This window comes from Cereibacter sp. Soil_C_27 (assembly GCF_057657095.1).
Genome location: NZ_JBDGJD010000002.1, coordinates 545,562 through 570,573, shown reverse-complemented (window position 1 = coordinate 570,573; position 25,012 = coordinate 545,562). Strand labels below are relative to the sequence as shown.

The window sequence follows — 25,012 nt, the reverse complement described above, 5'->3', positions numbered from 1 at the left end:
TGGAAGCTATCCGTGGTGCAACTGAATATCTTGGTCGGGTCCCGGACAGGGCCCTTGAAGCCACGGGCGCAGGTATTTGGCGCTATCTGCGAAATGGTGGTCATCTGCGGCTTGGCGGCCTGGACCATTTCAGGGCAAGCCAGCGGTCAAACAGACCGTCGACAACACGACGCCTCCGAAGAACATGATAGATTCGAGAGTTTTCTTCCACCTTTGAGGGTTGAACACGTCGAGGATCAGGCCACCGCTGACGCCCGCAAACGCCGCGAACAGGAAGCCGACCAACGGGAGGCAGAAAATCTTGTCGTTCAGCAGAGCCTAGAAAAGTCGGCAAAAGCTACGAATGCTGCCACTGAGGACATGCGGGACTACGCGCTCTACTCTACATATCTCGTCGGCATCGGAACGGCTCTCCTCTTCTTGACCCTCGCGCTTACCTGGCAAGCTAACCGCGCAGCCATGACTGCAGTCGAGGTTACGCGAGATATCGGCAGAAGGCAGGTTAGGGCCTATGTTGGGGTGACGCACACAAAGGCCGAGCACCGGAGCGACGGCAAACAAGCCGAGGATATCAACTTCATCATCATCCTCACAAACGCCGGAGCAAGCCCGGCAAGCGACGTGTCCATATGGGGAACCTGCCTCTTTTGCGAGAACTTTCCCGAGGATTATTTGATCAAGGACGGTGAAGCGGGAAGCCAGAACTCGATAGCTTCCGGTGCCGAACTCAAGGTTGAATTCAGTACCTACGACAGGCACTGCCCTATCGAAGCGGTGCAGGCTCTCAGAGCCCGGACGACACGGCTTTGGGTGTGTGGGGTGGTTGAGTACGTTGACGTCTTTGGCTGTAAGCAGAACACTGGTTTTCGCTTTGAGGTCGAGCCCGGCCCGAGGAGATATCCAGCTTTGATACCATGCAGCCGCGGTAACTACTGCAGCTAGCGAGCATGAAGTAGGTAAGGAGCGATCAGCCTCCGTTCACGCTTTGCATCCCACACACAACGCCCGCCCCGCTGGCGGGCTTTTCCATGCCCGCGCAGAGCTCCACAGGACGGGACTTAGCGGCGCCGCAGCGTCGTGATCCATAAATAATGTACGTTAGTCGTTGACTATCCATTTTATGTGGTTCACAGATTGTCACACCCTGTTGGAGACAAAGCTGTGAAAATCTCGTTCGCGCCAGTCACACCGATCTCGCCGACGAAAGCACATCATCTTCCGCCCCTCGCCTCTGTGCGCCGTGCGAACTTCGAGCACCCGGCCCGCCGCGCCCTGGTGCCCTCGACTCTGACGAAGCGCAGCCACCCCGATCTGACCGGCTTCCTCGTCGGATGCGTCACGCTGCTGCTGGTTCTCTTCCTCGTCACTGCTGCCGGGAAGCACATCCAGGACCGCGCCGCGCAGACCGTGGCGCAGGGGTTGGCCATGCGCGGCATGTGACCCCCTTCCCATGTAAGGAACCCGATGAACGCCATCCCCTCCCTCCACACTCCATCGCGCGAAAGGAAGCCCATGGCTGGCGCTGAACTGAACTTCCTCGAATTCATCCAGAGCTTCCGCCGCGGCGAATTGCTGGCCGAGGGCGACAGTCTGCTCAACGAGCTGGTCGACGCGGTGAAGCTCACCGGCGGCAAGGGCGCCATCACATTGGTGCTTCCGCTGGTCATGAACAAGGCGGGGCAGCTCGAATGCCAGCCCACCATGACGGTGAAGAAGCCGCGCCGCGCGATCGGCACCGGCATCTACTACGCGACCGACGATGGCCGCCTGAGCCGCCGCGATCCGAACCAGCACGAGATGTTCGACGAGCTCGGCAACCGCCGGGACCGCGACGGCTGACCTCTTCAACAACTGGAGTGACCCATGAAATCCCCGACACCCTCGACCAACCCGTCGGCGCCTCCCGAGGTACTTGCCATGGCGGCTGATCCACGCGCAGCCCTCGATGCGGCAATCGACGGCGCGCGCCTCGCAAGCCCGGTGATCGTCGGCATCGACGGCCGCAACCACGTCATGCTGCCCAATGGCTACCAGCTGAAGGACATCACCGACCCGCACCGGGTGCTGCCGCGCCCCATGCAGCGCGTCACCGTCGACGATCGCGCCTCGCTCACCGCCTATGCCAACCGCTTCCGCACCGAGGCCTCGCTGATCGTCGCCGATTATGACGCCGGCACCATCTCGGTGCATGTCGACTGGCACCCGCACAACGAGCACGAGGACCATGGCTTTGCCGGACCGCTGAACCACACCTGCACGCTGAAGATCCTGCCGTCCGAGGAGTTCACGCGGTGGAACGCCTTCGAGGGCAAGTTGCACAGCCAGGCCGAGTTCGCCGCCTTCCTCGAGGAGAACTCGATCGACATCGCCTTCCCTGAGGCTGCGACGATGGTCGAGATCAGCCGCGATCTGGAAGCAACGCAGAGCCTGTCCTTCAAGAGCAGCACGAGGCTGGAGACCGGCGACCGGTCTTTCCGTTTCGAGACCGACACGCGCGTCGAGAACAATGTCGTCGTCCCGCGCGAGTTCATGCTGAACATCCCGCTCTTCAACGGCGAACGCCCTGTGGAGCTGAAGGCGGCCTTCCGCTTCCGCCCGACCGGCGCCGGGTTGCAGCTCGGCTTCGAGTGGCGCCGGGTCGAATACCAGCGCCGCGCCTACTTCGCCGAGATTGCCACGCTCGCATCCGACGAGACCGGCCTGCCAGTGATCATGGGCCGCGCCCACTGACGGCATCCCGGGCGCGGCGGGGCCTCCGCGCAACCTCCCCGTTGGAAACTACCCCGGCCAGCGCGCCGGGGGCTTTTCCCGCCCCATGACTTTTCGGACACGAGCCCTGCGCGGGCTGGCATCCCGAGAGCCACAGGAGACATTGATGTTTCACGCCACCCCCACCCCGCTCGACCGCGCCGACGAAGCCCTGCAGCAGCTCGCCGCTGCCTGGCGCGCACAGTCGCTTGGCCGGGACCGCGAGACGGACGAGGCAAAAGGATGACTTCAGTGGTGCAAGTATCCGGCCGCCGCAGCGCTCTTCAAGAAGGCCCATCGCGCGTCATCATGATCAATTCGCCCATGGGCCGCGTCGAGACACGCGAGAAGCCCGTCGCACAAAGGTCCCGAGACCTCATGAGCAAGAACAAAGTGAACAGCTTCCAGAGAAGAGCGAATAACGTAAATCACGCCCTCCCTGCCGACCTTGAGGGTAACAGAATTCGTCCAACGGCCCGGAAGAGAGAGATTTTTTGCCTTCATGGAACATTTGTAGAGCACTCAGTCTCAAACTCCACCATTCCAACCGGGCGCAGTGCCAAAATTTCGGCGCAGCCGCAGCGGGCCGTCGATGCATGACGCCCTCCACCCCGACCCGCGCCCGATGATCATCGACAGCTTCGCAGGCGGCGGCGGCGCCAGCACCGGGATCGAGCTAGCCCTCGGGCGGTCGCCCGATGTGGCGATCAATCACTCTGAAAAGGCGCTGGCTCTGCATGCCGCGAACCATCCCGAGACGTTGCACCTAGACAGCAACATCTGGGACGTGGACCCGCTCACCGTTACAGCAGGCTGCCCGGTCGGGCTGCTCTGGGCCTCGCCTGACTGCAAGCATTTCAGCAAGGCCAAGGGCGGCGCCCCGCGCGACCGCAACATCCGCGATCTGGCATGGGTGGTCGTTCGCTGGGCCGAGGATGTGAAGCCCGACGTGATCTGCATGGAGAACGTCGAGGAGTTCCCGACCTGGGGCCCGGTCGACAATGACGGCCAGCCGATCAAGGAGTTCGCCGGGCAGACCTATGAGCTCTGGCTGAAGCGGCTGCGCAAGGCGGGCTACCGCTGCCGGAGCCGCGAGCTGCGGGCCTGCGACTATGGCGCCCCGACGATCCGCAAGCGCTGGTTTTTCATCGCCCGCCGCGACGGGCGCCCGATCGTCTGGCCGAAGCCGACGCACGGCGATCCCAACAGTGCGGCGGTGAAGCGCGGCAAGCTGTTGCCGTGGCGCACTGCGGCGGAGTGCATTGACTGGTGGCTGCCCTGCCCCTCGATCTTCGACAGCTCGGCCGAGGTCATGGCGAAGCACGGGCTGCGCGCCATCCGCCCGCTGGCCGGGAACACGCTGGCCCGGGTGGCGCGCGGGATCTCCCGTTATGTACTGCAGGCCGACAGACCCTTCCTCGTCAATCTGACCCACGGCGCGCGGCTCGAGGATCTGGCTGACCCCTTCCGGACGATCACCGGCGCGCACCGCGGGGAAAAGGCGCTCGTCGCGCCATCCATCACACGCTTCAACAGCGGCGCGACTGGATCGGACTTGCGCGAGCCTGCTCCGACCGTGACGGCGAACAGCTACATCAAGCGCCCCGGCGGGGCGGCTCCGCTCGGCATCGTCGCGCCCTGTCTCGCCAGCCTCGCACACGGCGACAGCGGCGGGCGGCGGGAATACCCGCTATCCAAGAGCTTCGGCGTCGTCACCGCCGGCGGCGTCGCTCACGCCCTCGTCGCGCCGAACCTGATGAGCCTCAAGGGCACGGCGCGCCGCGACAGCGCCGCCAACGCGCCGCATCCGACCGTCCTCGCCGGCGGCGGGCACTCGGCCATCGTGGCGCCGGTGCTGACCTATGCGCAGCAGGGGGGCGGGGTGCGCTCGATCGAAGACCCGCACCACACGATCTGCGCAAGCCGCAAGGATCAGAACAGCATCTTCATCCCGACGCTGATCCAGACCGGCTACGGCGAGCGAGAGGGACAAGCACCGCGCGCCCTCGATCTGCACCAGCCTCTCGGCACCGTCGTCGCCGGCGGCGTGAAACACGCGACCGTCGCCGCATTCATCGCGCAGCACAATAACGACAGCCGCCGGATCGGGGGCGTGAACCCGGGCCGCCCGGCGACCGAGCCTTTAGCCACGATCACTGCGACCGGCAGTCACCAGATGCCCGTCGCCGCGTGGTTCGCAAAATACTACGGCACCGGCGACGGCGCCCGCACCGACGAGCCACTGCACACGGTGACGGTCAAGGATCGCATGGGGCACATGCAGGCGACGCTCGACGCCCCGCCCTTCGCCCCAGAGCACGAGGCCCGCGCGCGCGAGGTGGCCTCGTTCCTGCGCGAGCAGGGCGCCTGGGATGGCGGCGAGTTCGTTACGCTCGAGATCGACAGCGCGACCTTCGTGGTTGTCGACATCGGGATGCGGATGCTCAGCCCTCGCGAGCTTTTCAATGCGCAGGGCTTCCCCGCCGACTACGTGATCGACGGCGTCTGGGACAAGCGCGAGAGCGACTGGCACTGGCGCGGGTTCTCGAAGGACGTGCAGGTCAGCTGCTGCGGGAATTCTGTCTGTCCGCCGCTGGCCGAGGCGATCGTCACAGCCAACTGTAGGCATCTGGCGGTGGAATGCGCAGAGGCGGCGGCATGACCAACACCGCCGTCACCGCAGCGCCCGAGGCCAGCCCTGTTCAGGAAGCCTATAGTCCGTTTCCGAACCGGCTCTCGTACGGAGCAGATCGGGTGTTCATCCCGAACGTCCGCAGGCGAGCAGCATCCCCTCCCCATTTGATCTCGAGTGTCAGTCTTCGACCTCTGGGTGTTGCGGAGGCGTTCGCGCAGATAGTGAGCCGCTTTATCACGGCCTCGCCTTGCAGTCGGTCTGAGAAATTCGGCATCGTGGCGTCGAAGCCACTCAGCACCTTTTCGGTTATGCAGGTCACCTCGTGGAGCATTCCCGTTCTGAACGCTTCATTCGCCAATGCATCCGAACCCTGCCGCGGATGCCAATCGTCGCCACACCATAGGGCCGCCCGTCCGTCTGGATGTAGTGCCAGCAGATCTACGCCCTCAACGATAAAAAACCGCATTATGAGCCCCATCTTCTTTGCGTCGCGAGCTTTACCGTCAGCCTCCAATGGTGGCGCAAATAAGGCTGAAGCACGGAATTCGCTCATGTTGAGAAAATTTTGGGTGCAAGGCGTCGGTTTAGAAATCGCGCTGAGGCAAACGCGGTTAGAGAACCCTTATGCCAGCCTCGCGCGCAGCTTCTATAAACGCCAGTCGAGCGTCCGAGGGAGCCGCTTCTCCGCCGAGAACAGCCGCGATTATGGAAAGCGCCTCCGCCACCTTCGGACCTTTGACGTCAGCAGCCACCACGGCAAAAACCTGTGCAGCTTCGAACGCGGACTCGATTTCAAAAGGCAGGTCACGGCTCGTGATCTTAACCGTCACGGGATCCCCCCAGCAAATATTAGGCATCGGCCCTCCGACAGAACACACTTCACGTGGAAGCGAGCGCAGACAGGGTCTTTCGCTGGTGAGCAGCTCGCTGAGGATAAAGGACATCTACAACACGGATCTTCCTCCTCCTACGGAAAACTTCGTACCGGAGTTGAGATCTCGCAGCCTATAAAGCCCCGCCATGGCTTGGTCCGCTTGCCCTGCCGCCGCTGGGACGTGTCAGCAGGGGTCTGCAAATGTCCGATCTGGAGGGTCTGAGGATGGGAAATCAGCGCAGGATCGAGGTCACCGCCCTCCCCGCCGTCGTTGAGGCGCCCCCCAGGATCATCGCCTACGTCTCCTGCTCTCTGCTCTGCGAGATGCTGGACATAAGCAGCACGACAGCGTGGGAATGGGTGAAGAAAGGCCATCTTCCGAAGCCAGTGAAGATCGGCGGCTCCGCGCGCTGGAAGTGGGCAGATGTGGAAAAGCGGCTACAAGGAAGCTCGGGAGCGCCGGACGAGCCGGACGACCCGATTTTGAGGGCAAGCCGTGGCGGCTGATCTGAGGCTAGAACAATACGTGCAGCGCAAGCTGCGGCGCGCCCGGGAGTTTTTCTACTTCCGGGTGGTGCGCGATGGCCGCGAGATCAGGAAACCTCTTCCCCACCCATTCTCAGCGGAGTATCGCGAGGCCTATGACGCTGCCCACGCAGAGATCTTCGGCGTCCGACCAGGCGAAGCCACGAGCCCAACTGGCGTCGCTGAGCTGGTGCGGCAGCATCGTCTGAGTGAGAAGTACAAGCGCCTGCCCCCAGTCTCGAAATCCGGTCGCGAGCAAGCGCTCGAGCTGATGAAGAAACGATGGGGCCAGTTCGAGGCATCAGCCATTCGGCCCGTGCATGTGCAGGCTCTCTACGACAGCCTCTCAGAACGACCGGCGACAGCTAACCGCCGACTCGACGACATCAGCTCCGTGTTCAGCTGGGGGCGAACCCGCGGCTTTGCCGACGTCAACCCGTGCCGCAAGATCGAGCGGGTCACCAGCGAAGGATCGTACGAGCCTTGGCCGGAGGAGGCCCTGACGCAGCTGCTGGAGAAAGGCAAGCCGGAGATCGTCAAGGTAGCCTTGGTGGCCATCTACACGAGCCAAAGGCGCAGCGACTGCCTGCTGCAGCTGACCGACAGCGTCATCGATGGCGGTACATGGTATCTCAGCCAGGGAAAGACCGGCACATCGGTGCCGGTGCCCCTGCACCCGGTGGTGCTCGCGATCATTGACATGGAGCGCGCCGAGCGCAGGAAGGCGGGCATCGTGGACCCGCGCCGGCCGCTACTGACCAACTCCCGCGGGGCGACGTGGACGCCGAGCGGGTTCGGTGCGTCATGGCGCACTGAGATCATCCGGCTGAAGCTGCGCCCCGACACCGTAAGCGAATATGCCGAGGGAGCCTTCCGCCCCACTTTCCATGGCCTGCGCCACACCAATGCGACGATGATCGCCAATGCCGTGGCGCGAAACCCGGAAGTCTTTGGCGGCATCCAGCGGGTGAAATCCATGCTCGGTCACCTGTCCGAGAAGATGGCGAAGCACTATGCACGGCGAGCCGAGGCGGAGCACATGAACGCCGAAACGCTGCTGCTGATTCCGGAGATTGGGAACCGCCCGGCGTGGATTGGGAACCTTAACGACTAGCAGCCCGTAAGTGCTTGATTTTGGTGGGTCGTGACGGGATCGAACCGCCGACATTCTCGGTGTAAACGAGACGCTCTACCATCTGAGCTAACGACCCGGTGCGGGCGGGATAGCCGATCCGGGGCGGGCAGGCAAGACGGATTGCCGCTGCAGTCTGCCGCCGGATCCTGCGGCCCGGAGGGCTCGGAAAGGCTCGGGCGAGCGGGGCGGCAGGAAGGCCGGATGCCGCAGATGCCCGCTGTCTTCGGCTGTTGAGAGCAGCCCGACCGCAGCCATCATACGCCGTTTCGGGCCGAATGCGGGGCGTGTTCCCCGGCTCTGCCGTCGCAGTACCCGGCTGCGACGGCAGGAGCGCGAGCCGTCGAGACCCGAGCGCTCAGCTCTCCTGCAGCGCGGCGAGGCCTTTGCCGAGGATCGGCCCGGTCGGGCGCCCGGTGGGCGAGCCGCCCAGAGGCTCCAGCGTGATCTCGTAGAGCTGCTGACCGGCGGGGCGCGGCAGTGGCGGGCCCTCGAGCCGGGTGGCGGTGACGCCGGGCAGGACGCCAAGCGAGACCGGGCCCATCTCGGCAGAGGGCAGCGTCCAGACCTGCATCGTGCGGTCGGCGGGCACGGCGATATCGGCGAGGAAGCGCACCTCGGCCGTGTCATTGCCGTAATCCTCGACCACCGCCTGCGGCACGCCCTGATCGTCCATGAGCACGGCGATCACCACCGGCGCAGGGTCGGGCCGCTGCCAGCCGAGCACGGCTCCAGCCAAGAGCCCTACCGAGGCGGCCAGTGCCAGCGCGCCCCGCCGGAGCGGCGCGCCGGGCAGGTTCGCCGCCTGCGGCACGGCGGCGGCCTGCGGTTCGGCCGCGGATTGCGGTTCGGCGGCAATGGCAGCATGGACCCGCCGGGCAAAATCGGGCGGCAGCGCGGCTTCGGGGGCCGAGAGGTCGAGCGGCAGCAGCCGGTCGCGCGCCTGCGCCACCGCACGGGCGACACCCGGCTCCCGTGCCATGCGCGCCTCGAAGGCGGTCTCCTCCATGGGCTCCATCAGGCCGAGCACATAGTCGTCGGCCAGAGCGTCCAGTTCGCGCGGATCGAGGCTCATGACAGGCACTCCCGCAGCGAGGCAAGCCCGCGCCGGATCCAGGACTTCGCGGTGCCGAGCGGCACCTGCTGGCGTCCGGCGATCTCGCCATGGCTGAAGCCACCGACATGGGCCAGAAGGATCGCGTGGCGCGCCTCGTGATCGAGCCGCGAGAGGCAGTCGCGCAACCGGCCCGAGCCGGGCAGAAGCTCCCAGCCCTCCTGCGGCACGGCCTCCTGCCGCGCCTCCTGCAGGGCGGCGAGATCCTCGGGCGCGAGCGTGGTCAGCCGACGGCCGTCGCGCAGGATGTTGAGGCAGCGGTTGCGCAGCACGGCATAGATCCAGCCGCGCGCCGAGCCGTCCTCGGCCCGGAACTGCGCCGCCTTGCGCCAGATCTGCACTATCGCATCCTGGACCGCCTCCTCGGCCAGATCGCCGCGCCCCAGCATCCGCCGCGCCACGCCGAAGAGCCGCCCGCCTTCCAGCCGCAGGATCGTGTCGATCCCCTCCGCCTGCCCCGCCGCGCAGGCGGCGAGCGCCGATGTCAGCGCGCCCTGATCCTCGATGCGGTCGTGCTGCACCGTTCTTCGCCTCCCGTGCCGGTTCGTCCCCTGCATCGCATGCAATGCCGTCGCGGGTCCAGTTCGGTTCTGCATCGGATGCGCCTCATTGCCTCTTTCCCTGAAGACACCGGAGCGCAGCGAGCGGATGCAAAGTTTTTTTCGCCCCCGCTGCATCCAATGGCGGATCCGCCGTGTCTTCAGGTCATGACGGGCAGAAAGGCTGCCCCGAAAGCGATCAACCGAAAGGATTTTCGATGAAGACCCTCGCCCTGATGTCGACCGCCGCCCTGCTCTGCACCGCCCCTGCCGTTCTTGCCGCGCCTGCCGTCGCGCTGGTCGGAGACAAGACCCTCGTGATGTTCGACACCGAGACCCGCACCGTCTCGGGCAGCATGGACGTGACCGGCGTCGACAGCCTCGTCGGCATCGACCTGCGCCCCTCGAACAACACGCTGGTCGGCGTCACCCCCGAGAGCACCGTCGTCACCATCGACACGGGTACCGGGGCTGCGACCGAGCTGTCGAAGATGAACACGCCCCTGACCATCGGCGACGCGCCGGTTGTGGTCGACTTCAACCCGATGGCCGACCGTCTGCGCTACATGACCGGCACCACCAACCACCGGGTGAATGTCGACACCGGCGAAGTGACGGTCGATGGTAGCCTCGCCTTCAACGCGGCAGACATGCATGCGGGCGAGGCCCCGGCCATCGTCGCCGCCGCTTATATCAACAGCTACGGCAAGCCCGAGAAGACGGCGATGTATGACATCGACGCGACGATCTCGGCGCTGATCCAGCAGACCTCGCCCAATGACGGCACGCTGGCCGCCGTGGGCAAGCTGGGCCTTGCCGAGCCCGCCGGCACCTATGCCTTCGACATCCAGAGCAGCGAAGACCTGACCAACACTGCCTGGCTGGTGAATGGCGGCATGCTCTATACCGTCGATCTGGAAACCGGCGCCGCCACCGAGCAGGGCAGCATCGAAGGCCTCGACGGCGAGATCCGCGACATCGCGATCCTCCCCGCGATGTGATCCGGGGGGCGCGGGGAGAGGCCCCCTCTCCCCGCGCGACCCTGCCCTGAACAGCAAAACGCCCCGGTGATGAACCGGAGCGTTTTCTATGGATGGTGGGTGATAAGGGATTTGAACCCCTGACATCTTCGATGTGAACGAAGCGCTCTACCACTGAGCTAATCACCCGATGGCGGGGGGTTTAGCCTTAGTCTCGATCCTCTGCAAGAGGCTCTTTTGCAGCTTTTTGCTTCCCGGGCGACTTCGTTGCATCGGCCTTGGCCGACCCGCGCCGGAGCTTCAGCGTCATCATCTCGCCGCCGCTGCGTTCGTGCTGGCGATTGACCTTCAGCTTGCCGAAAGGCGGCAGGTTCAGCTCCTCGCCCTTCGACAGCGCCTCACCCAGAGCGATCAGCGTCGCCTCGACCACCTCGCGGATCTGCTTCTTGTTGCCGCCCGTCGCCTTGGCCACCCGCTCCAGCAATTGCTTCTTCTTCACCGTGGGGGCGATGACCTTCAGCGCAGGTGCGGCGGGCGGGGCCTTGGGAGCAGGCTGCGCAGCGGGCTCCGGCGCGGATGGCTCCGGTGCGACCGGCTCCGGCGGGGCGGGCGCCTTGGCAGCCTTTCGGCGGGCGGGTTTGGCGGAGGGGTCGGCCTTGAGCCCTGCGGCGCGCTTCTTGACCATGCGGCACTCCTGTTCTGCTGGCAGGCCGAGGCTAGGGCAGAACGTCAGGGCGCGGAAGCCGCCGGGGCAGCGGCAAATGGCGCAGCGGCGGCCATGAAAAAAGGCGCACCGGAGTGCGCCTTTTCCCGTCTCTCGATCCGGCTCAGTGGGCGGTCTGGCCGGCCGTGTTTTCCTGCTGCAGGCGGCGGGCGGCGGCGGCGGCTTCTTCGGCCGCCTCGTCCCATTCCACCGGCTCGGGCATGCGCACCAGAGCCTCGCGCAGCACCTCGCGGACGTGGCTGACCGGGATGATCTTCAACCCCTGCTTCACGTTGTCCGGGATCTCGGCCAGATCCTTGGCGTTCTCCTGCGGGATCAGCACAGTCTTGATGCCGCCCCGGAGCGCTGCCAGCAGCTTCTCCTTCAGCCCGCCGATCGGCAGCGCGTTGCCGCGCAGCGTCACCTCGCCGGTCATCGCGATGTCCTTGCGGACCGGGATGCCGGTCAGGACCGAGACGATGGAGGTCACCATCGCGAGGCCAGCCGAGGGACCGTCCTTCGGCGTCGCGCCTTCAGGAACGTGGACGTGGATGTCCAGCGTCTCGAAGCGCGGCGGCTTCACGCCAAGTTCCGGGCTGATCGAGCGGACGTAGGAGGCCGCGGCGTCGATGGATTCCTTCATCACATCGCCGAGTTTCCCCGTCGTCTTCATCCGGCCCTTGCCCGGCAGGCGCAGCGCCTCGATCGACAGAAGCTCACCCCCGACCGAGGTCCAGGCCAGCCCGGTGACGACACCGACCTGATCCTCCTGCTCCGCCAGACCGTAGCGGTAACGCTTGACCCCGAGGTAGCCTTCCAGCTGCTCGGTCGTCACGTCCACCGTCCGGGCCTTGCCCTTCACGATTTCGGTCACGGCCTTGCGGGCCAGCTTGGCAATCTCGCGCTCCAGATTCCGCACCCCCGCCTCGCGGGTATAGGTGCGGATCATCTCGGTCAGCGCCTCGTCGGTGATGCCGAACTCGCCCTTCTTCAGCGCGTGGTTCCCGATCTGCTTCGGGATCAGGTGCTGTTTGGCGATCTCGCGCTTCTCGTCCTCGGTGTAGCCCGAGAGCGGGATGATCTCCATCCGGTCAAGGAGCGGGCCCGGCATGTTGTAGCTGTTGGCCGTGGTCAGGAACATCACGTTGGACAGATCATATTCCACCTCGAGATAGTGGTCGACGAAGGTCGCGTTCTGTTCCGGGTCCAGCACCTCCAGCATCGCCGAAGCCGGGTCGCCGCGGAAATCCTGGCCCATCTTGTCGATCTCGTCGAGCAGGATCAGCGGGTTGGTGGTCTTGGCCTTCTTCAGCGCCTGGATGATCTTGCCGGGCATCGAACCGATGTAGGTCCGGCGGTGACCGCGGATCTCGGATTCGTCCCGCACGCCGCCGAGCGAGATGCGGATGAACTCGCGCCCCGTGGCCTTGGCGACGCTGCGCCCGAGCGAGGTCTTGCCGACGCCGGGAGGACCGACGAGGCAGAGGATCGGGCCCTTCAGCTTGGCCGACCGCGCCTGCACGGCGAGATATTCGACGATCCGCTCCTTGACCTTCTCGAGCCCGTGGTGATCGGCGTCGAGCACGGCCTGCGCCTTGCCCAGATCCTTCTTGGTGCGCGACTTCACGCCCCACGGCACGCCCAAGAGCCAGTCGAGATAGTTGCGCACGACGGTCGCCTCGGCGCTCATCGGCGACATGCTCTTGAGCTTCTTCAGCTCGGCATCGGCCTTGTCGCGCGCTTCCTTGGAAAGCTCGGTCTTGGCGATCCGCTCTTCCAGTTCGGCGATCTCGTTCTGGCCTTCCTCGCCGTCGCCCAGCTCCTTCTGAATGGCCTTCATCTGCTCATTCAGATAATATTCGCGCTGGGTGCGCTCCATCTGCGTCTTGACGCGGGTCTTGATCTTCTTCTCGACCTGCAGCACGGACATCTCGCCCTGCATGTGGCCATAGACCTTCTCCAGCCGCTCGGCGACGTCGAGCGTCTCCAAGAGCGCCTGCTTCTGCGCCACCTCGATGCCCAGATGCCCCGCGACGAGATCAGCCAGACGCGCCGATTCCTTGGTCTCGGAGACGGCCGAGAGCGCCTCTTCCGGGATGTTCTTCTTGATCTTGGCGTAGCGCTCGAACTCGTCGGCGACGGTGCGCAGCAGCGCCTCGACGGTTTCGGCATCGCCCGGCTGTTCGGTCAGCGGCGCGGCGGAGGCCTCGAAGAAGCGGTCGTTCGGCAGGAACTCGGTGATCGTCACCCGCGCCTTGCCCTCGACCAGCACCTTCACCGTGCCGTCGGGCAGCTTCAGCAGTTGCAGCACATTGGCCAGCACGCCGACGCGGTAGATCCCGTCGGTGGTCGGATCATCGACCGATGGATCGATCTGCGAAGAGAGCAGGATCTGCCGGTCTTCGGCCATGACCTCCTCAAGTGCGCGGACCGATTTCTCGCGGCCGACGAACAGCGGCACGATCATGTGCGGGAACACCACGATGTCGCGCAGCGGCAGCACGGGATAGCTGTTTGCGAGGGTCTCGTTCATGTCTTTTCCTTACTTGGCAGGAAGGCTCTGGCCCCGGTCATTCGGCAGCGCTCGGCCCTCCCCGGTCTTCGCTACAATATCTGGTATCGCGCCCTGGGAGTGTCAACCATGCCGTCGGCTTCGCGTTACAATCTGAACCTCGAGGCCCCGGTCGGCAAGCAGACAATAGTGTCATTCAGCGCGGATCGGCCCTCCGCCGCGCCGAAACCCGCGAGGGGCGCGGGACATCGTGCCCCGCCCCTCGCGGCATTCGCATCGCCTCAGTGGGCGTCTTCCATCGTCGGATAGTCGGTATAACCCGCCTCGCCGCCGCCATAGAGCCCTTCGGTGGGCAGCGGGTTCAGCGTCGCATCGGCCACCAGACGCTCGGCCAGATCGGGGTTGGAGATGTAGAGCTTGCCGAAGGCAACCAGGTCGGCCTCGCCCGCCTCAACTGCGGCGACGGCGGCAGCGCGGTCATAGCCGTTGTTGGCGACATAGGCGCCGTCGAACCGGCTGCGCAGCGTCTCGAGCGCACCCTCGGGCCATTCACGCGGCCCGCCGGTCTGACCTTCGACCATGTGGAGGAAGGCGAGCCCGTGCTTGTTGATCACGTCGATCGCCTTGGAGAACAGGCCCACGGTATCGCTGTCGATGCCGACGTTGTTGGCATTCGAGAAGGGGCTGAAGCGGATGCCCACGCGCCCTGCCCCGAGCACGCCCACCACGGCGCCCACGACCTCGTCGAGGAAGCGCACGCGGTTCTCCTGCGACCCGCCGTAACCATCGGTGCGGGTGTTGGAGGTGTCGCGCAGGAACTGGTCGATCAGGTAGCCATTGGCGGCATGGATCTCGACCGCGTCGAAACCGGCAGCCTTGGCGTTCTCCGCGGCCTTGCGGTAATCCTCGACCACACGGGCGATCTCGGCCTCTTCCAGCGCGCGCGGCACCGAGGTCTCGACGAACTGCGTGCCGTCGAAGGTCTTGCTGGCGGCACCGATGGCCGAGGGCGCAACCGGGGCGTCGCCGTTCAGCAGGCTCACATGGCTGATGCGTCCGACATGCCAGAGCTGGATGGCAATCTTACCGCCCTTGGCGTGGACAGCGTCAGTCACGGCTTTCCAGCCGGCCACCTGCGCCGCGGAATGGATGCCCGGGGTCCAGGCGTAGCCCTTGCCCTCGGGAGAAATCTGCGAGCCTTCGCTGATGATCAGCCCGGCACCGGCACGCTGCGCGTAATATTCGGCATGCAGCGCATAGGGCGTGTCATCTTCGGCCTTGGCCCGGTTCCGGGTCAGCGGAGCCATGACGACCCGGTTTTTCAGCGCCACATCGCCAACGGTGACGGGGGTGAACAGTTTATCGGTCATAGAAGGTGCCTCACTACGGGTTTGTCCGTCCGAAGTAAGGCTTGGCGCACGACGCACAAGACTGCATTTCTGCAGGCCTGCTACGGCAGAATTGCACAATCAGAGCGGCTCTATATCGCCCTCCGCCCGCCGGGCGTGGAAGCCCTGCACTAAGGCGGAAAGCTGGCCCGCCGCGATGGCGTCGCGCAGGCCCTGCATCAGCTCCTGATAGTAGTGGAGGTTGTGCCAGGTCAGCAGCATCGAGGCGATGATCTCCTGCGAGCGCAGGACGTGGTGCAGATAGGCGCGCGAGTAGCTGCGGCAGGTCGGGCAGCTGCAGGCCTCGTCCAGCGGGCGCGGGTCGTCCATGTGGCGGGCATTCTTCATGTTGACCTGCCCGCGCCGCGTCCACGCCTGCCCGGTGCGCCCCGAGCGCGAGGGCAGCACGCAATCCATCATGTCGATGCCCCGCTCGACCGCGCCGACAATGTCGTCGGGCTTGCCCACGCCCATCAGGTAGCGCGGCTTATCGGCGGGCAGCATGTCGGTAGCGTAGTCAAGCACGCCGAACATCGCCTCCTGCCCCTCGCCCACGGCCAGCCCGCCGACCGCATAGCCGTCGAAGCCGATGGCGGTCAGTGCGGCCGCGCTTTCCTCGCGCAGCTCTCGCGTCACCCCACCCTGCTGGATGCCGAACAGCGCATGGCCCGGCCGGTCGCCGAAGGCATCGCGCGACCGCAGCGCCCACCGCATCGACAGCCGCATGGATTTCGCCACCGACTCATCGGTCGCGGGCAGCGCCGGACACTCGTCGAAGCACATCACGATGTCGGAGCCGAGCAGCTTCTGGATCTCCATGCTGCGCTCGGGGCTGAGCATGTGCTTGGAACCGTCGATATGCGAGGAGAACTTCACCCCTTCCTCGGTCAGCTTCCGGAGTGCGGCAAGGCTCATCACCTGAAAGCCGCCCGAATCCGTCAGGATCGGCCGGTCCCAGTTCATGAACCTGTGCAGCCCGCCCAGCCGGGCGATGCGCTCGGCGGTCGGGCGCAGCATCAGGTGATAGGTGTTGCCCAGCAGGATGTCGGCGCCGGTCGCACGGACGTTTTCGGGCAGCATCGCCTTCACCGTCGCCGCAGTGCCCACCGGCATGAAGGCCGGGGTGCGGATCTCGCCGCGCGGGGTGGAGATCACGCCGGTGCGCGCGGCCCCGTCGGTTGCCGCCACTTCAAAGGAAAATCTGTCCACCATGCCCGTCCCTCCGTTCGACGCCCTTCTGCGACAAAGCCCCGCAAATGCCAAGGGCAGGCCCGGAGGCCTGCCCTGTCTGTTCCGCCCGAGCGATCCTCAGACCGAGGCGTCGCGCAGTGCCAGCATCTCGCGCTGCGCCTTGTAGGCGCGGTCCGGCTTGGAGATGAAGGTGTAGAACATCGGCACCACGAAGAGGGTGAAGAGCGTGCCGATGATCAGGCCGGTGAAGATCACCGTGCCCATCGCCGCGCGCGCCGCAGCCCCGGCACCGTCGGCGATGATCAGCGGCACCACCGCCAGCGCCATGGCCGCCGTCGTCATCAGGATCGGACGCAACCGGACCTTGGCCGCCGCCACGATCGCCTCGCGCCGGCCCAGACCATGCTCCTCGCGCTGCTGGTTGGCGAATTCCACCATCAGGATGCCGTGCTTGGTGATCAGGCCGATCAGCGTGATCAGACCCACCTGCGTGTAGATGTTCAGCGTCCCCAGCCCGAGGTTCAAGGGCAGGATTGCGCCGAAGATCGACAGCGGCACCGACATCAGGATGATGAGCGGATCGCGGAAGCTCTCGAACTGCGCGGCCAGCACCAGATAGATCACCAGAAGCGCCGCCCCGAAGGCCAGCAGGATCGTGTTGCCCTGCTCCACCTCCAGCCGCGACTGGCCGGAGTAGTCGAGGAAGAAGCCTTCCGGCATCACCTCGTTGGCGATGGAGACGAGCTCGGCCAGACCGTCGCCGGTCGAGACGCCGGGCAGCGGCAGCGCGGTCAGCGTGGCCGAGTTCAGCTGGTTGAACTGCTCGATCGAGGCCGCGGAGGTGCCGGTGGTGATGTTGACCAGCGAGGACAGCGGCACCATCTCGCCCGATTGGGCCCGGACGAAGAACCCGCCCAGAGCCTCGGGGTTGTCGCGCCACTCGCGCGGCACCTGGGTGATGATGTCGTAGCTGTTGGAATCGCGGTCGAACTGCGCCACGGCACCGCCGCCGACCAGAAGGCCCAGCGTGTTGCCGATCTCGGAGATCGACACGTTCAGCGAGGCTGCACGGTCGCGGTCGATCTGCACCGAGACCTCGGGCGCGTCGAAGGACAGCGAGTTCTGCACCGCGATGAAACGGCCCGTCGCCAGCGCCTTGTCGCGGATCTCGTCGGCAATCTCGGCCACGCGGTCGGGAGCATAGATCGACTGCACCACCATCGAGATCGGCAAACCGCCCCCCGTGCCCGGCAGGCTCGGCGGCGAGAAGACGAAACCCTGCAGACCCGGGACCGGATCGAGCAGCCCCTGCACCTCGGCCTGCACCTCGGCCTGACTGCGTTCGCGGTCGGCCCAGTCTTCCAGCGCCCAGATGTAGATGCCCGAGTTGGCCTGCCCGCCGAAGCCCGAGATCGAGAACTCGGTCTTCACCTCGGGGATGTCGCGGGTGATCTGCGAGATGTGGTCGGTGTAGAGCGTGGTATACTCCTTGGTCGCGTAGCGCGGCCCGGTCAGGAAGGCGAACATCGCCCCCTGATCCTCTTCCGGCGCAAGCTCGCTCGTCGTGTTCATGAACATGAACCCGGTCGCGCCAACCAGCGCCAGCACCATGATCAGCGTAACCGGACGGTAGTCGAGCGAGGAGGACACCCGGCGCTCGTACCAGTTCGACAGGCCTTCCAGCGTGCGGTCAACGATACGCTGGAAGCGGCTGCCGGCCCCTTCGTGCAGCAGACGTGCCGACATCATCGGCGTGATCGTCAGCGCGATCACCCCCGAGATGATGACCGACCCCGCCAGCGCGAAGGCGAACTCGCTGAAGAGCGAGCCGGTGAGCCCGCCTGAGAAGCCGAGCGGCGCCAGCACTGCGGCTAGGGTGATGGTCATGGCGATCACCGGCCCGGTGATCTCGCGCATGCCCTTCACGGCGGCGGCATAAGGTTTCATGCCCTCGTCGATATGGCGGTGGATGTTCTCCACCACGACGATGGCATCGTCCACCACCAGACCGATGGCCAGAACCATGGCGAGCAGCGACAGCAGGTTGATCGAATACCCCAGCGCCAGCAGCACGCCGCAGACGCCGACCAGCGACAAGGGAATGGTGACGATCGGCATCAGCACAGAGCGGAATGAGCCGAGGAACAGCAGGATCACCACGACCACGATGGCCACGGCCTCGGCCAGCGTCTTGAACACCTCGACGATGGATGCGGTGATCGTCTCGGTGGAGTCGTAGACGAGGTTGATCTCCATGCCCTCGGGCAGCGTATCGTTGATCGCCGGAAGCTCTTCGATCACCGCCGCCGCCGTGGTCAGCGGGTTGGCCGCCGGCGTCGGGAAGACGCCGATGAAGGTGCCCGGCTGGCCGTTGAAGGTCACGATGTTCTCGCGCTCTTCCGCCGCCAGCTGAACCTCGGCCACATCGCGCAGCCGCACCACATTGCCGTCGACCGAGCGCAGCGGCAGCGCGCCGAAGGCATCGGGCGTCTGCAGCGTCGACTCCAGCGTGATCGACTGGGCGTAATATTCGTTCTCGGTCTTGCCGGGCGCCGAGAGGAAGTTCGAGGCCCGGATCGCCGCCAGCACTTCCGAGGCCGTCACGTTGCGCGCCGCCAGCCGCAGCGGGTCGATCCAGACCCGCATGGCATAGTTCGAGGCACCGATGATCTGGATCTCCGCCACGCCCTCAATGGTGGACATGCGCGGCCGGATCACCCGCTCCAGATATTCGGTCATCTGCTCGGCGGTCATGTTGGGGTTCAGCGCCGCCAGATACATCAGCGCGAACTGGTCGCCCGTGCCCTTGACGATGATCGGGTCATCCGCCTCGTCTGGCAGCTGGCCACGGACCTGCTGCACCTTGGCCAGAACCTCGGTCAGCGCCACGTCGGGATTGGCGCCGAGCTGCATCTGCACCGAGACCACCGAGGCCGAAGGCCGGCTCTGGCTGGTGACGTAGTCGATGTTCTCGGTCGTCGCCACCGCGCGGGCGATGGGCGAGGTGATGAAGCCCTGGATCAGATCGGGCGCGGCGCCCGGATAGGTCGTGGTGATCGTCACCACGGTTTCCTCGACTTCCGGATACTGGCGCACCGGAAGGTTGAAGATGCTGTAGAACCCGACCAGCAGGATGAAGGCGCCGAGCACGGTGGACAACACCGGACGGCGGATGAAGATCTCCGAGATGTTCATGCCCGACCCTTACTCTGTCTCGGCTGCGACCGGCGCAACCGTGTTGTCGACCACCACCGCGGCCCCGCCCGAAAGCCGGTTCTGTCCGGCATTCACCACCTCGTCGCCGGGCTCCAGCCCCTTGGTGATCTCGATCATCTGGCCGCTGCGGCGACCCACGGTCACGAAGACCTGCTCGACCTTCTTGCTGTCGGCCTCCTCGCCGTCGCGTACGACATAGACGGAGTCGCCGTAGAGGCTGGTCGTCACCGCCGACTGCGGCACGGCGATCACGTTCTCTTCCGAGGGAAGCTCGACCGAAACGCGCAGGAACTGGCCCGGGTATAGTGTGCCTTCGGCGTTCTCGACCTCGGCCCGCACCGTCACGAGGCGCGAATTCGGGTCAACCTTGGGCTCGATTCCGGTGATGCTGCCGGTGGCGCGGTAATCGCCCACCTCGGTCGCGACCGAGAGCGGCAGACCGGCGCGGATCACGCTGATCCGCTGTTCGGGAAGCGCGAAATCGACCCGCATCGAGTCGAGATCCTGCAGCGTCACATAGACCTGCCCGACAGTCACATACTGGCCCTGCTCGACCTTCGGGATACCGACCACACCGTCGAAGGGTGCGCTCAGTTCCTTCTGCTCGAGGATCGCCGTCAGCTTTGCCACCTGGGCCCGCGCGGATTCCGCTTCCGAAAGCGCGACGTCGAGGTTGTTCGACGCCGAAACCCCGCGTTCCTGCAACTCGCGCGCGCGGTTCAGCTCGGTCGTGGCCAGCCCGAGGGCGGCTTCGGCGGCGGCAAGGTCGGCGCGTTCGGCCCGTTCGGAGATCTGCATCAGCACCTGGCCTGCGCTGACCCGGTCATTGGCGCGGAAGGCGATTTCCTGCACCGTGCCGCCTGCCTCGACCGATAGGTCGACACCGCGTGCGGCGCTTGCCGTGCCGATCGCCTCGATAGTCGGCTTCCAGGTGATCGCCTCGGCGGTGCTGGTGGAGACCGTCACGGCGGGCGGGGTGCGGCTGGCGAAGAAGTCGCCGATCGCCTTGGCACGGAACTGGTTGAAGCCGACGATGCCCCCCACGATCAACACCAGAAGGATCACCGCAATAAAAAGCCGTTTGACCATAATCGTCTCCATCTGACGTATCCGCTTCGCCGGCACTTGCGACACACGGAACCTTTCGCTCCAGCGACACTTCGTTTACCGTCCAGACGGTAAAGTCAAGTGGATCGGGAGTAGCATGTCGGAAGTAGAGCAACCTTCGCGAAAGAAAACCGCCCTCGCAACACGGCGGCGATTGCTGGATGCCGCGGAAATGCTCAGTTGCACCATCGGTCCGGCGCATATGTCGCTCGACGCGGTCGCAGCGGAGGCCGGCGTATCGAAGGGCGGGCTGCTCTATCACTTCCCGAGCAAGCACCATCTGCTGCGGGCGCTGGTCGACGACCACGTCCAGCACATGCGGGAGGCTATGCTGCGGCTCGCCCCCGACTGCTTCGATGCCGATCAGGGGCCGGAGCGGGCCCTGGCCGGGGCGCGGGCCTATCTGAAGATGATGCGCACCATGCTGAAGAAGAACGACACCCCCGCCTCTGGCGTCTTTGCCGCGCTGGCGGAGGACCCGCATTTCATCGGGCCGCTGCTCGCCTTCCGCGCCGATATCCGCCATCTCTTCCAGCGCTGCCCGGAGCCCGATTGCGCAGCGATCGTGCATCTGGCCTGCGAGGGTCTGGTGCATCAGCGTCTGACCGCGCCCGCCGACTGGCACAAGGCCGATGCCGAGGCGCATCTGGCGACGCTCGAAGGTCTGCTCGACGCGTCCTGAGCCTCATAGAGAGGCGGTCATGCTTTCGGAGTAGCCACCCAGCAGCGGGCGTTGGCGCAGAAGCGCACGGCAATCGAGCCAATTGGGCACCTTGGCTCCCGGGATCCAAGGCCAGGCTTCCTCGCCCGGACGGGTGACCCAGAGATGCAGTGCCCGCGTGCGGTCCATGATGATCAGCTTCTTGCGCTGGTCTGCCATAATGACGTCCTGTGCAATGGGCAGACCATATTCTGCCCGGTTTGCTTAATGAAACATGAAAAGGTTACTAGTTTCTTACGATCTACTTACGATCCGCCCAAGCGGCGGCACAGCGTCTTCCAACCCGCCGCGATCCGGTCTGCAAGATGGCGCTGACGCGCAGCCGTGCAAAGCCGTCTCGCAGCCTCCGTCCCCGCCCTTGGAGGACTTCCCGCAGAGACGCAACAAAAGGAATTGCCGCTGCGTCGCCTTCGACGCGCGGCTATCGCAGATTTATCACAGTCGGCGGCATTTCCGCCGCAAAAGACAGGGGCCGCCCGCTCGAGGCAGGGCGACCCATGCAGATTTGCGGACGCGGCAGCCCGCGCCGCGACTCAGCCCAGGCGGTAGTTCGGGCTCTCGCGGGTGATCTGCACGTCATGGACATGGCTTTCCTTCAGCCCTGCCCCGGTGATCCGCACGAAGGAGCAGCTCGAGCGCATCTCGGCAATCGTGCGGTTGCCGGTGTAGCCCATCGCCGCACGAAGGCCGCCGACCAGCTGGTGCACCACCGCTGCCGCCGAGCCCTTGTAGGGCACCTGCCCCTCGATCCCTTCCGGCACCAGCTTGTCGCTGGCCGCATCCTTCTGGAAATAACGGTCGGCCGAGCCGCGCGCCATGGCGCCGAGGCTGCCCATGCCGCGGTAGGATTTGAACGAGCGGCCCTGGTAGAGGATCACCTCGCCCGGGCTCTCGTCGGTGCCGGCGATGGCCGAGCCGACCATGGCGCAGGAGGCGCCTGCGGCGATCGCCTTGGCGAAATCGCCCGAATACTTGATGCCGCCATCGGCGATCACCGGGATGTCGCCCGCCGCCGTCGCGGAATCCATGATCGCGGTCAGCTGCGGCACGCCGACGCCCGCGACGATCCGCGTGGTGCAGATCGAGCCGGGGCCGATCCCCACCTTCACCGCATCCGCGCCCGAGCCGATCAGCGCCCGCGTCGCCTCGGAGGTGGCAACGTTGCCCGCCACGACCTGCACCTGATTGGAGAACTTCTTGATCCGCTCCACCGCGATGGCGACGCCTTCGGAATGGCCATGCGCGGTGTCGATCACCACCATGTCCACCCCGGCCTCGATCAGCGCCTGACTGCGCTCGTAGCCCGCATCGCCGACGGTCGAGGCGGCGGCGACGCGCAGGCGGCCAAGCTCGTCCTTGCAGGCATGCGGGTTGAGCACGGCCTTCTCGGTGTCCTTCAGCGTCAGGAGGCCGGTCAGCTTGCCCTTGCCGTCGGTCACCAGAAGCTTCTCGATCCGCCGTGCCTTCATCAGGCTGATCGCGGTCTCGCGGTCGGCAGGCTCGTGCAGGATCGCCAGATTGTCCGAGGTCATCATCACCGAAACCGGCGTGCGGTCGTCGGTCGCGAAGCGCATGTCGCGGTTGGTCACGATGCCGACCACCCGGCCCGCCTCGTCCACCACCGGAAAGCCCGTGACGTTGTAGCGGTCCTGCAGCGCCTTGGCATCGGCCAGCGTCTGGTCCGGGGTCAGGGTGATCGGCGCGTAGACGATGCCACTCTCGAAGCGCTTCACCCGGCGGACTTCGCGCGCCTGCTCTTCCGTGCCGAGATTGCGGTGGATCACCCCCATCCCGCCGGCCTGCGCCATGGCGATGGCCATGCGCGCCTCGGTCACGGTATCCATCGCCGAGGACAGCAGCGGTATGTTCAGCCGGATGGCCTTGGTGACGAAGGTCGAGGTGTCCGCATCCGAGGGCAGCACGTTGCTGGCCGCAGGCACAAGAAGCACGTCATCAAAGGTGAGAGCCTCGCGAATCTCCATGGGTGTCTCCTTGGGGGATGTCGTTTGGCGGTTCCCTGTTTCACGGGTTTTGCGCGAAGGCAAGGGCAAACCTGGCTTGTGGCTGCCCCAACGGCATGGTGAAGCTTGCCTCGTCGCGGAGCACTCCATGCGCGTCGCCATCATCGAGAATGCCCGCATCACCCAGCACGGCCAGATCGGAGTTGCCCTGCACGAGGCGGGGGCGCTGGGGCGGGCTGATCTAGGCGGTGGCGGCGTTGGTCTTGGCGGCCAGACTACCGCGCACCCAATGCTGCAAGATATGCAGCGCGATCGGCGGGATGACCGCCATCGCGACGCCCAGCAGCACCGCCCCGGCTAGCTGCCAGCCGACGCTCAGCAGAAGCCCGGCATAGGCGGCGGGCGGAAAGGTCAGCGCACCCCAGAGCGGCGAAATCCCTGCCACCAGAAGCCAGCGCAGCGAGACGACCAGCGCAAGCAAGATCAGCGCGCCGAGCGCGGCGAAGAGCTGTGCAAGCATCTCGAGCCCGCTCAGGCCAGCCACCAGACCGAAGAGCGCCGCCGGCGACAGGTGGATCGCCACCAGCGGACGCAGCGGCGCGGGCGGTATGCGCTCCACCAGTTGCTTGATGGAGACTGCCCAGATCAGCGCAGCCACCGGCGCCGTGCCGATCAGCAGCACCACCCCGAGATCGGACCAGCCGAGCGGCGCCGCCGAAAGCCCGCCGAGGATGAAGCCGACGAAGGTCAGATGCCAGACCGGCGTCACGTCGCGCGCCTCTTTCGGCCCGCGCAGCAGCACCAGAGCCACGAGGAACGCGAGAACCCCGTGCAGCGACAGACCCAGAACGAGCACGCCCCGCGCCAGCAGCGGCGCATAGGGCAGCAACACCACCGCCACCAGCAAGAGCCCCATGGTCGCCGCCGCGAGCCCTGCCCGGCCCGGCAGGATGCGCAGATCCTCGAGCACCACCCCGGGCCGCTGCCAGAGCTTGGCGAGATAGGCCAGCGCCGCAAAGAGCCAGAGCAGCGTCACCGCCCCGAGCAGCATCTCGGGGATGGCGGGCGACAGGGCGAAAAGCTCCGCCGCCTTGCGCAAGGCGAGCCCAAGGCCGAGCAGCCCCAGCACCGGCGGAAACACGGCGGGCGGCATCCGCTGGAACGGCCGGAGGCGAACCGGCGGGAATTGCGGCGGCGGATACAGCGGCGGGCGGGTCATGGCATGCTCCGGAGGACTCGTGATGGGAGATGGCGGGTTTTGCGGGGCCGTCACCCTGCAGGCAGATCGGGCCTCAGCCTATGTCCGCAATGATGACCCGGGAAGCGGCAAGATCGCGCGCCTTGGGCCGAGCGCGCCGCCGCGGGTTGGCAGCCGTGGGACGCCGAGCACGAGGTGCGGGCCGTCGGCGGGCATGACCTCGCGCCAAGCCGAATGGAAAGCCGCAGCGCGCTCACGCCGGAACTGCGGAGCGCCAGACAACCTTCAAAACTAAAAAAGATTTCCTGAACCCGTTCAGGAAATCTCACCGTCTCACTTGCCCTTCACCTTCTCTTGCGCCGCCTTCAGCCGCGCGGTGAGCGGGTTTTCATCGGGGGTAACCTTGGTCTTGTCCTTCTTGGGCTTCTTCACTTCCTTGTTCGACCGCATCTGTCCCTTGGCCACAGC

General features: G+C 65.7%; 22 protein-coding genes and 2 tRNA genes. 9 read left to right on the top strand and 15 right to left on the bottom strand.

Translation table 11 applies throughout. The features are described 5' to 3' along the window. The first annotated feature begins 54 nt into the window (after positions 1 to 54). The 5 genes from AC3A5Z_RS09675 (at position 55) to AC3A5Z_RS09655 (ending at position 5,410) form a co-directional block, all read left to right on the top strand. Positions 55 to 942: a hypothetical protein gene (locus AC3A5Z_RS09675; RefSeq protein ID WP_487519145.1), complete on the top strand. Its 888-nt coding sequence runs from the start codon at positions 55 to 57 to the stop codon at positions 940 to 942. A 333-nt stretch (positions 943 to 1,275) separates the two neighbouring features. Then, positions 1,276 to 1,440 carry a hypothetical protein gene (locus AC3A5Z_RS09670; RefSeq protein WP_487519144.1) on the top strand — a complete coding sequence of 55 codons (165 nt, stop codon included), beginning with the start codon at positions 1,276 to 1,278 and terminating at the stop codon, positions 1,438 to 1,440. Between the two features lie 72 nt (positions 1,441 to 1,512). Continuing rightward, a complete protein-coding gene (locus AC3A5Z_RS09665) occupies positions 1,513 to 1,839 on the top strand; it encodes a hypothetical protein (RefSeq protein WP_487519143.1) in 327 nt (108 codons plus the stop codon). Positions 1,840 to 1,863: 24 nt separating this feature from the next. Next, positions 1,864 to 2,730: a DUF2303 family protein gene (locus AC3A5Z_RS09660; protein ID WP_487519142.1), complete on the top strand. Its 867-nt coding sequence runs from the start codon at positions 1,864 to 1,866 to the stop codon at positions 2,728 to 2,730. Between the two features lie 610 nt (positions 2,731 to 3,340). Continuing rightward, positions 3,341 to 5,410 (top strand): DNA cytosine methyltransferase, encoded by a 2,070-nt coding sequence (locus AC3A5Z_RS09655; RefSeq protein WP_487519141.1) that lies wholly within the window; start codon positions 3,341 to 3,343, stop codon positions 5,408 to 5,410. Positions 5,411 to 5,994: 584 nt separating this feature from the next. On the opposite strand, the gene AC3A5Z_RS09650 is transcribed toward AC3A5Z_RS09655, so the two are convergent. After that, complete coding sequence (locus AC3A5Z_RS09650) at positions 5,995 to 6,213, bottom strand: DUF982 domain-containing protein (RefSeq protein ID WP_487519140.1); 219 nt, start codon at positions 6,211 to 6,213, stop codon at positions 5,995 to 5,997. 245 nt (positions 6,214 to 6,458) lie between these two features. Here AC3A5Z_RS09650 and AC3A5Z_RS09645 point away from each other — a divergent pair, with 245 nt between their 5' ends. After that, on the top strand, positions 6,459 to 6,764 hold the full coding sequence (locus AC3A5Z_RS09645; protein ID WP_487519139.1) for a helix-turn-helix transcriptional regulator: 306 nt from the start codon (positions 6,459 to 6,461) through the stop codon (positions 6,762 to 6,764). Continuing rightward, complete coding sequence (locus tag AC3A5Z_RS09640; protein ID WP_487519138.1) at positions 6,754 to 7,896, top strand: tyrosine-type recombinase/integrase; 1,143 nt, start codon at positions 6,754 to 6,756, stop codon at positions 7,894 to 7,896. The genes AC3A5Z_RS09645 and AC3A5Z_RS09640 overlap by 11 nt, the downstream gene beginning before the upstream one ends. 21 nt (positions 7,897 to 7,917) lie before the next feature. Here the strand turns inward: AC3A5Z_RS09640 and AC3A5Z_RS09635 are convergent. From AC3A5Z_RS09635 to AC3A5Z_RS09625, 3 genes are all read right to left on the bottom strand, one after another. Next, positions 7,918 to 7,993 (bottom strand) — tRNA-Val (locus tag AC3A5Z_RS09635). A 279-nt stretch (positions 7,994 to 8,272) separates the two neighbouring features. Beyond that, positions 8,273 to 8,989 carry an anti-sigma factor gene (locus AC3A5Z_RS09630; protein WP_487519137.1) on the bottom strand — a complete coding sequence of 239 codons (717 nt, stop codon included), beginning with the start codon at positions 8,987 to 8,989 and terminating at the stop codon, positions 8,273 to 8,275. Continuing rightward, positions 8,986 to 9,549, bottom strand: a complete 564-nt coding sequence (locus AC3A5Z_RS09625) for a sigma-70 family RNA polymerase sigma factor (RefSeq protein WP_487519136.1) — start codon at positions 9,547 to 9,549, stop codon at positions 8,986 to 8,988. The genes AC3A5Z_RS09630 and AC3A5Z_RS09625 overlap by 4 nt, the downstream gene beginning before the upstream one ends. Positions 9,550 to 9,785: 236 nt before the next feature. Between AC3A5Z_RS09625 and AC3A5Z_RS09620 the strand changes: the two genes are divergently transcribed. Beyond that, the gene (locus AC3A5Z_RS09620) at positions 9,786 to 10,568 is read left to right on the top strand and encodes a DUF4394 domain-containing protein (RefSeq protein ID WP_487519135.1); all 783 of its coding nucleotides are present in this window, start codon (positions 9,786 to 9,788) and stop codon (positions 10,566 to 10,568) included. A 93-nt stretch (positions 10,569 to 10,661) separates the two neighbouring features. Here AC3A5Z_RS09620 and AC3A5Z_RS09615 read toward each other — a convergent pair. The 7 genes from AC3A5Z_RS09615 to AC3A5Z_RS09585 form a co-directional block, all read right to left on the bottom strand. Continuing rightward, positions 10,662 to 10,736 (bottom strand) — tRNA-Val (locus AC3A5Z_RS09615). Between the two features lie 19 nt (positions 10,737 to 10,755). Continuing rightward, a complete protein-coding gene (locus tag AC3A5Z_RS09610) occupies positions 10,756 to 11,232 on the bottom strand; it encodes an HU family DNA-binding protein (RefSeq protein WP_487519134.1) in 477 nt (158 codons plus the stop codon). Between the two features lie 142 nt (positions 11,233 to 11,374). Next, complete coding sequence (gene lon / locus AC3A5Z_RS09605; RefSeq protein WP_487519133.1) at positions 11,375 to 13,783, bottom strand: endopeptidase La; 2,409 nt, start codon at positions 13,781 to 13,783, stop codon at positions 11,375 to 11,377. 260 nt (positions 13,784 to 14,043) lie between these two features. After that, positions 14,044 to 15,132, bottom strand: coding sequence for an alkene reductase (locus AC3A5Z_RS09600; RefSeq protein WP_487519132.1), 1,089 nt, complete (start codon positions 15,130 to 15,132; stop codon positions 14,044 to 14,046). 99 nt (positions 15,133 to 15,231) lie between these two features. Next, complete coding sequence (gene tgt, locus AC3A5Z_RS09595) at positions 15,232 to 16,362, bottom strand: tRNA guanosine(34) transglycosylase Tgt (RefSeq protein WP_487519131.1); 1,131 nt, start codon at positions 16,360 to 16,362, stop codon at positions 15,232 to 15,234. Positions 16,363 to 16,458: 96 nt separating this feature from the next. Further along, positions 16,459 to 19,536, bottom strand: a complete 3,078-nt coding sequence (locus AC3A5Z_RS09590; protein ID WP_487519130.1) for an efflux RND transporter permease subunit — start codon at positions 19,534 to 19,536, stop codon at positions 16,459 to 16,461. 9 nt (positions 19,537 to 19,545) lie between these two features. Then, complete coding sequence (locus tag AC3A5Z_RS09585; RefSeq protein ID WP_487519129.1) at positions 19,546 to 20,646, bottom strand: efflux RND transporter periplasmic adaptor subunit; 1,101 nt, start codon at positions 20,644 to 20,646, stop codon at positions 19,546 to 19,548. A 115-nt stretch (positions 20,647 to 20,761) separates the two neighbouring features. Here AC3A5Z_RS09585 and AC3A5Z_RS09580 point away from each other — a divergent pair, with 115 nt between their 5' ends. Continuing rightward, positions 20,762 to 21,346, top strand: a complete 585-nt coding sequence (locus AC3A5Z_RS09580) for a TetR/AcrR family transcriptional regulator (RefSeq protein WP_487519128.1) — start codon at positions 20,762 to 20,764, stop codon at positions 21,344 to 21,346. A gap of 3 nt (positions 21,347 to 21,349) precedes the next feature. On the opposite strand, the gene AC3A5Z_RS09575 is transcribed toward AC3A5Z_RS09580, so the two are convergent. From AC3A5Z_RS09575 to AC3A5Z_RS09560, 4 genes are all read right to left on the bottom strand, one after another. Further along, the gene (locus tag AC3A5Z_RS09575) at positions 21,350 to 21,544 is read right to left on the bottom strand and encodes a hypothetical protein (protein WP_487519127.1); all 195 of its coding nucleotides are present in this window, start codon (positions 21,542 to 21,544) and stop codon (positions 21,350 to 21,352) included. Between the two features lie 374 nt (positions 21,545 to 21,918). Then, positions 21,919 to 23,367 carry an IMP dehydrogenase gene (guaB, locus tag AC3A5Z_RS09570; protein WP_487519126.1) on the bottom strand — a complete coding sequence of 483 codons (1,449 nt, stop codon included), beginning with the start codon at positions 23,365 to 23,367 and terminating at the stop codon, positions 21,919 to 21,921. 220 nt (positions 23,368 to 23,587) lie between these two features. Beyond that, complete coding sequence (locus tag AC3A5Z_RS09565; protein WP_487519125.1) at positions 23,588 to 24,565, bottom strand: TDT family transporter; 978 nt, start codon at positions 24,563 to 24,565, stop codon at positions 23,588 to 23,590. Between the two features lie 312 nt (positions 24,566 to 24,877). Then, positions 24,878 to 25,009 carry a hypothetical protein gene (locus AC3A5Z_RS09560; protein WP_487519124.1) on the bottom strand — a complete coding sequence of 44 codons (132 nt, stop codon included), beginning with the start codon at positions 25,007 to 25,009 and terminating at the stop codon, positions 24,878 to 24,880. Between the last annotated feature and the right edge of the window lie 3 nt (positions 25,010 to 25,012).

Coding starts and splice junctions, on each gene's coding strand:
- AC3A5Z_RS09665 (WP_487519143.1), top strand. CDS start 1,513: ATGGCTGGCGCTGAACTGAACTTCCTCGAATTCATCCAGAGCTTCCGC.
- AC3A5Z_RS09660 (WP_487519142.1), top strand. CDS start 1,864: ATGAAATCCCCGACACCCTCGACCAACCCGTCGGCGCCTCCCGAGGTA.
- AC3A5Z_RS09655 (WP_487519141.1), top strand. CDS start 3,341: ATGCATGACGCCCTCCACCCCGACCCGCGCCCGATGATCATCGACAGC.
- AC3A5Z_RS09645 (WP_487519139.1), top strand. CDS start 6,459: ATGTCCGATCTGGAGGGTCTGAGGATGGGAAATCAGCGCAGGATCGAG.
- AC3A5Z_RS09630 (WP_487519137.1), bottom strand. CDS start 8,989: ATGAGCCTCGATCCGCGCGAACTGGACGCTCTGGCCGACGACTATGTG.
- AC3A5Z_RS09620 (WP_487519135.1), top strand. CDS start 9,786: ATGAAGACCCTCGCCCTGATGTCGACCGCCGCCCTGCTCTGCACCGCC.
- AC3A5Z_RS09610 (WP_487519134.1), bottom strand. CDS start 11,232: ATGGTCAAGAAGCGCGCCGCAGGGCTCAAGGCCGACCCCTCCGCCAAA.
- lon (WP_487519133.1), bottom strand. CDS start 13,783: ATGAACGAGACCCTCGCAAACAGCTATCCCGTGCTGCCGCTGCGCGAC.
- AC3A5Z_RS09600 (WP_487519132.1), bottom strand. CDS start 15,132: ATGACCGATAAACTGTTCACCCCCGTCACCGTTGGCGATGTGGCGCTG.
- tgt (WP_487519131.1), bottom strand. CDS start 16,362: ATGGTGGACAGATTTTCCTTTGAAGTGGCGGCAACCGACGGGGCCGCG.
- AC3A5Z_RS09590 (WP_487519130.1), bottom strand. CDS start 19,536: ATGAACATCTCGGAGATCTTCATCCGCCGTCCGGTGTTGTCCACCGTG.
- AC3A5Z_RS09585 (WP_487519129.1), bottom strand. CDS start 20,646: ATGGTCAAACGGCTTTTTATTGCGGTGATCCTTCTGGTGTTGATCGTG.
- AC3A5Z_RS09580 (WP_487519128.1), top strand. CDS start 20,762: ATGTCGGAAGTAGAGCAACCTTCGCGAAAGAAAACCGCCCTCGCAACA.
- AC3A5Z_RS09575 (WP_487519127.1), bottom strand. CDS start 21,544: ATGGCAGACCAGCGCAAGAAGCTGATCATCATGGACCGCACGCGGGCA.
- guaB (WP_487519126.1), bottom strand. CDS start 23,367: ATGGAGATTCGCGAGGCTCTCACCTTTGATGACGTGCTTCTTGTGCCT.
- AC3A5Z_RS09565 (WP_487519125.1), bottom strand. CDS start 24,565: ATGACCCGCCCGCCGCTGTATCCGCCGCCGCAATTCCCGCCGGTTCGC.